Origin of the sequence: Chitinophaga sp. (genome assembly GCF_036566945.1) — a bacterium.
Lineage (GTDB): Bacteria > Bacteroidota > Bacteroidia > Chitinophagales > Chitinophagaceae > Chitinophaga.
Genome location: NZ_DATCVJ010000396.1, coordinates 1 through 3,781 on the forward strand (window position 1 = coordinate 1; position 3,781 = coordinate 3,781).

At 46.5% G+C, this 3,781-nt stretch carries 2 protein-coding genes; both read left to right on the top strand.

What is annotated here, in order from left to right:
* A partial coding sequence (locus VIP81_RS11685; protein WP_331960253.1) for a glycoside hydrolase family 9 protein occupies positions 1-1,558 on the top strand: 1,558 nt, incomplete at its 5' end.
* A 184-nt stretch (positions 1,559-1,742) separates the two neighbouring features.
* Positions 1,743-3,781: SusC/RagA family TonB-linked outer membrane protein (locus VIP81_RS11690; RefSeq protein WP_331960256.1), on the top strand; the 2,039-nt coding region annotated here is incomplete at its 3' end.

The window sequence follows — 3,781 nt, forward strand, 5'->3', positions numbered from 1 at the left end:
AACGGATACCGCCTACTCGCAATTGCTGAAAAAGCGCGCATTATCTGCTTACCGTATGGGATTGCGGCAACCAGGTGTTTGTCAAACCGCTTCTACGCTCTCTCCCTATATTTATGCAGAAGATAACTGGACCGATGATATGGAACTAGCGGCAGCGGCGTTGTACCCTGTTACCAAGGAAAAAAAATACCGGCAGGCCGCCTGGGATTATGCACAACAGGAAAAAGTAACGCCCTGGCTGGGAGCAGATACCGCCAATCATTACCAATGGTATCCTTTTATTAACCCTGGCCATTATGCGCTGGCGCAACAAAGCAGCGGTGCAGAGCAGCAACAGCTGATCAGCTACTATAAAACAGGTATTGAAAAAGTATGGAACAGGGCACGGCACAATGCTTTTTATCGCGGTGTGCCTTTTATCTGGTGCAGTAATAATCTCACTGCTGCATTTGCGATCCAATGTTACTGGTACCGGCAACTAAGTGGCAACAAAACGTTTGCTGCATTGGAGCAGGCCAACATCGACTGGCTGTTTGGCTGTAATCCATGGGGCACCGCTATGGTATATGGATTACCTGCCCATGGAGATACGCCCGAGGACCCACATTCCGCATTTTCTGTTATCGGGCATTACCCGATAGATGGTGGATTGGTGGATGGGCCTGTTTATACCAATATCTACAAAAATTTAATCGGTATACGTTTATCAAATCCGGATGAATATGCCGCCTTTCAGAGTGACCTGGCGGTATATCATGACGATGCAGGCGATTACAGCACCAATGAGCCCACCATGGATGGTACCGCCTCCTTTGTATACCTGTTGGCAGCAAAAGCGCAGGAAGGGGCCGGAAAACGACAATACGATCATGGGGGTATTATCCGTGGCGATAGCAGCCGTAAACAGCTGGCACTTGTTTTTACGGGAGATGAATTCGCAGACGGAGGACCGGTGATACGCGCTACACTACGGCAACAGCAAATACCTGCATCTTTTTTCTTTACCGGAAAATTTTATCGTCAATCAGCCACGCAGACATTGATCCAACAATTGAAAGCAGATGGGCATTATCTCGGTCCGCATGGAGATCAGCATTTGCTGTATTGCGACTGGCAACACCGCGATAGTCTGTTGGTCACGAAAACACAGTTCCTCGAAGATCTGGCCGCCAATTATAAAAGTATGGAAGCCGCCGGCATTGCCAGGAAATCGGCGCATTGGTTTTTGCCTGCCTACGAATGGTATAACGACAGCATCGTCGCATGGACGTCTGCAGCGGGAGGACGGCTTGTTAATTTTACACCTGGCACAGGTTCAAATGCGGATTATACCTATCCGGAAATGGGCAAAAAGTACCGTTCTTCAGCAGATATTTATAATGCGGTTATTGCATATGAAAATAGTCACCCGGGCGGCTTAAACGGATTTTTATTATTAATCCATATAGGCACAGACCCGCAACGCACCGATAAATTTTACAACAAATTATCAACACTCATTACCACACTCAAAAAGAGAGGATACCATTTTGATACGTTGGAGAAAGTATTAAAGTAAAGTGGAAAATATTATTGCAACAAATGATTTAAACTTTTGTCTACCTGCTTTGTTACCCACATTGATGTATTTATTTAGGAAAAAGAAAAGACAACTGAATCGGACCAAACTCAATAGCATGGATTGTTTTTGCTTAGAAACCATTAACTGTAATCAACCAAACCCATCTCATTAAACCTTTTTTATGCGCCTATTTTTAATAACGAGCATGGCCAAAGGCCGGTCCTTTGTGCTGTTGCTATTCATGAATTGCCTGGCCCTTTCCGCAATAGGACAGGTGAAGATTTCCGGCCGGATCACTGACGAACAAAACACGCCGCTTCCGGGGATGACGGTGATTGTCAAAAACACAAAACTGGGTACTAAAACAGATGGAGAGGGGCGTTATACCCTCAGTGCAAATCTGCAACCCGGTAACTATACGCTGTCTTTTTCAGGTATTGGTTATTCGCCCAAAGAAAGCGTGCTGGTAGTAAGTGATGCGGCAGGAGCTTATACACAAAATATACAACTGACTACCTCTGTATCCAAGCTGGATGAAATAGTGGTAACAGGTACTTCAGAAGGAACTACCCGGCGTCAGTTGGGTAACTACATCAGTACTGTAAAAGCAGATGAATTAAGCAAAGGAGGGACGGGAAATGTACTGGCAGCCTTGCAAGGCAAAACCGCCGGTGCGCAAATCTCGCAGAATTCCGGTGACCCTGCAGGAGGCATCTCCGTAAAACTCCGTGGTATCAGTACTATATCAGGATCTACAGAACCCTTGTATATTATTGATGGGGTGATCATCGACAACTCAACTACCCGCGTTACCAACGCTGATCCCAGTTATGGAACCGGTTCTACCGGTGATAACTTTGTGGGCGCCGTTGGACAAAATCGCATGTCGGATATTAACCCGGCAGATATAGAAAGAATAGAAGTCCTGAATGGCGCTGCTGCTGCCGCCATCTACGGTTCCCGCGCCAACGCCGGGGTGGTACAGATCTTTACCAAAAGAGGTAGCACCGGAGCGCCGGTCGTAAATTTTTCGACTACTTTTTCTGTCAACCAGCTTCGGAAGAAATTAGAGGTGAATGAAGCCCCGCTTAAGTTTGGGGGTTCTCCCGATGACTCTACACAAAATATCCTGACGCCAACGATCGTCAGCACCACACCGGTAAAACGATACGATTACCAGGACTATATTTTTCGTACAGGCGTTGGTTCCGACAATAATGTTTCTGTAGCAGGCGGCAAAGACAAAACCAAATACTATGCTTCTGCCAGTTACCTGTATAATCAGGGTATTGTGAGAAACACAGATTTTAGTCGTTATAGCTTCCGCATCAACCTCGACCAGGAGCTGAATAGCTGGATCAGCTTTAATGCCAGTCTGAACTACGTGTACAGCAAATCAAATGAAAAGCCCGATGGTAACACTTTTTATTCTCCTATGAATTCGGTTACTATCATCGGTAACTATTACGATATACAGCAGCGCAATGGCCTGGGGCAATTGCTGAAAGTAGGAGAACGTGGCCGCGTAAATCCGGCGTCTGTAATTGAAGATTTTCAACAGCAGCAACATGTAGGACGAGTGATTGCCGGCGCCGGCATTAAGCTGCGGCCTATCAAAAACCTGACGGTAGACTACCGGCTGGGAATAGATAACTACAACCAGGAAGGAACTACGCTGATGCCCGCCTTTGCTTATTCTGTAAGCCCTGGTTTTTTTGGTGGGGGGCCCAGCCTGGATCCGGCGCAGAATGGTTATGCCAGCGCCGGTAATAATAATTCTTTCCTGATCAATCACGATCTGAATGCTACCTATAACTGGGATATCAACGACAAGCTAACTTCTGTTACACAGGTAGGTTATTCTGTGCAGTACCAACGTATGCACTATACATTGGAACAAGGTAGAGGCGTGCCGCCTTTCGTACAAACCGCCGACAGAACAACTACCATCATCCCGGGGGCTGATCAGCGCACCGAGATGTCTATTTCCGGAGAATTTATTCAGCAGAATTTCAAGTACCGCAACCAGTTGTTTGTAACCGGTGCACTTCGTGTAGATGGGTCTTCCGTATTTGGTGTAGATCAAAGGAATCAGCTCTATACCAAGTTAAGCGGTAGTTACGTATTGTCTGGCACCGACTATTGGGAAAAATCATCTGTTTCCAAATGGTGGAACCTGTTGAAGTTCCGTGCTGCCTATGGCGAGTCCGGTAACCTGAC